Source organism: Variovorax sp. P4_D9, assembly GCF_056401695.1.
In genome coordinates this window covers 1-2,339 of record NZ_JBFUIU010001122.1, presented here as the reverse complement: position 1 = coordinate 2,339, position 2,339 = coordinate 1, and the positions used below count along the sequence as shown (strand labels likewise).

At 68.3% G+C, this 2,339-nt stretch carries 2 protein-coding genes; both read left to right on the top strand.

Annotated elements, in window-relative coordinates:
• The first annotated feature begins 87 nt into the window (after positions 1 to 87).
• The gene (locus AC1DY5_RS51820; RefSeq protein WP_478122043.1) at positions 88 to 1,308 is read left to right on the top strand and encodes a glycosyltransferase; all 1,221 of its coding nucleotides are present in this window, start codon (positions 88 to 90) and stop codon (positions 1,306 to 1,308) included.
• Positions 1,305 to 2,339, top strand: a 1,035-nt coding sequence (locus tag AC1DY5_RS51815; protein WP_478122042.1) for a WcaI family glycosyltransferase, incomplete at its 3' end; no start/stop codon positions are given. The genes AC1DY5_RS51820 and AC1DY5_RS51815, both read left to right, overlap by 4 nt.

Here is a 2,339-nt window from a genome sequence, read left to right as displayed (position 1 = left end):
CGGCCTGCTCGGCATCATGCTGGCATTCGGCCTGCTCGTGTTCCGGCATCCCACGGTCGAGCTCTTTCCCTCTCGCAAGCCATCGGCATGAGGCTGCTGCACCTGATTCCCTCCGTCGATCTTCGCGGTGGCGGGCCGATCGAAGGCGTGCTTCGAATCCACGAGGCGCTCGTCGCGCTCGGCCACGAGAGCGAGCTGCTGTCGCTGGACGATCCATCCTCGGCCTGGGTTCGCGAATGCCCGGCTCCGCTCCATGCGGTGGGGCCGTCGCGCACCAGCTACCTGTACAACGCGAATGCCGTGGCATGGCTGCGCGAGCATGCAGACGGCTACGACGCGGTGATCGTGAACGGCCTCTGGCAGTACGCCGGCTTCGCCGCCTGGCGCGCGCTGCATGCGTCGACCACGCCCTATTTCGTCTACACCCACGGCATGCTCGATCCGTGGTTCAAGCGGCGCTATCCGCTCAAGCACCTGAAGAAGTGGCTCTACTGGCCCTGGGGCGAATACCGCGTGCTGCGCGACGCCGCCGCCGTCATCTTTACCTGCGAGGAGGAACGTCTTCTCGCGCGGCAATCCTTCTGGCTCTATCGCGCCCGGGAGGTCGTGGGATCGTACGGCACCTCCGAGCCGCCTTCGGACGCGGCAGGCCTGACCGAGATCTTCCTGAACCGGTTTCCCGAACTCCGGGGCAAGCGGGCGCTGCTCTATCTTGGGCGCGTCCACGAGAAGAAAGGCGGCGATCTCCTGGTCGACGCCTTCGCCCGAGTGGCGGACGCGGCGCCCGACCTGCATTTGGTCATGGCTGGGCCCGGCGAAGAGGCCCTGGCGGGACTACTCAAGCGCCGTGCCGAGGAACTCGGCGTGGCGGCCCGCATCACCTGGACCGGTATGCTGCAGGGCGAGCTCAAATGGGGCGCCTTCCACGCGGCTGACGTGTTCTGCCTGCCGTCGCACCAGGAGAACTTCGGCATCGCCGTGGTCGAGGCCCTGGCCTGCGGCAAGCCGGTCCTGCTCAGCGACAAGGTCAACATCTGGCGCGAGATCGAACAGGACGGTGCGGGCATCGTGGCCTCCGACACGCTGGCCGGCACGATCGACACGCTGCAGCGCTGGCTGGCGCTGGCGCCGGCAGAGGCGGCTGCCATGCGGGTTGCGGCGCAGCGCTCGTTCCGAGAGCGCTTCCAGGTCGGCCAGGTGGCGGAAAAGCTGGTACGGATCGTCAGCGAGAGCGCGACCGGGCCGGATGCGTCGGCCCTGTCGAAGGAACGCCGAACCGGCGCTGGAATGCTGTCCGAGGGTCAATGAAGCTTCTCGTCTACGGAATCAATTTCGCGCCGGAACTGACCGGCATCGGCAAATACACAGGCGAGATGGTGGCTTGGCTCGCAGCCAGGGGCCATGAGGTGCGGGTGGTGACGGCACCGCCCTATTACCCGGATTGGGCGGTCTGGCCCGACTACAGCGGCTCGCGCTACACCCGCGAGGACTGGTACGGCGCCTCCGTCTTCCGCGCGCCGCTGTGGGTGCCGCGCAAGGTGACGGGGCTGAAGCGGCTGCTCCACTTGGCCAGCTTCGCGCTGTCGAGCATTCCCACGCTGCTGGCGCAATGGCGCTGGAAGCCCGATGTGGTGTGGGTGACCGAACCGCCGCTGTTCTGTACGCCCGCGGCGCTTGCCTTCGCGCGGCTGCGCTCGGCGAAGGCGTGGCTGCACATCCAGGACTACGAGGTCGACGCGGCCTTCGAACTGGGCCTGCTCAAGGGAGCCGGCGCCCGCTCCTTCGTCGCCGCCGTCGAACGCGGGCTGATGCGCCGCTTCGACCGTATCTCGACGATCTCCCTGCGCATGATGGAGYGCGCGAGCAGCAAGGGCACGGAGGACGCGCGGCTGGTCTCGCTGCCGAACTGGGCCGACGTGTCGGCCGTGCAGCCGCTGCGGGCGGCAAGCCCCTATCGCGCGGAACTGGGCATCAGGCCCGATGCCGTCGTGGCGCTCTATTCCGGCAACATGGGCGCCAAGCAGGGGCTGGAACTGCTGGCCGAGATGGCCCGCCTGCTTCAGCAGCAGCCCGGTCTCGAGTTCGTGTTCTGCGGCAATGGCGCCGGCCGCGCCGACCTGATGCAGCGCTGCGACAAGCTCGCCAACGTGCGCTTTCTCGACCTGCAGCCAGTCGAGCGTCTCGGCGACCTGCTGGGCCTCGCCGACATCCACCTGCTGCCGCAGCGTGCGGACGCCGCCGACCTGGTGATGCCCTCCAAGCTCACCGGCATGCTCAGCAGCGGCCGGCCGGTCGTCGCCGGCGCAGGGGCCGAGACGCAACTGGGCAAGGTGGTCTCC

Coding starts and splice junctions, on each gene's coding strand:
- AC1DY5_RS51820 (WP_478122043.1), top strand. CDS start 88: ATGAGGCTGCTGCACCTGATTCCCTCCGTCGATCTTCGCGGTGGCGGG.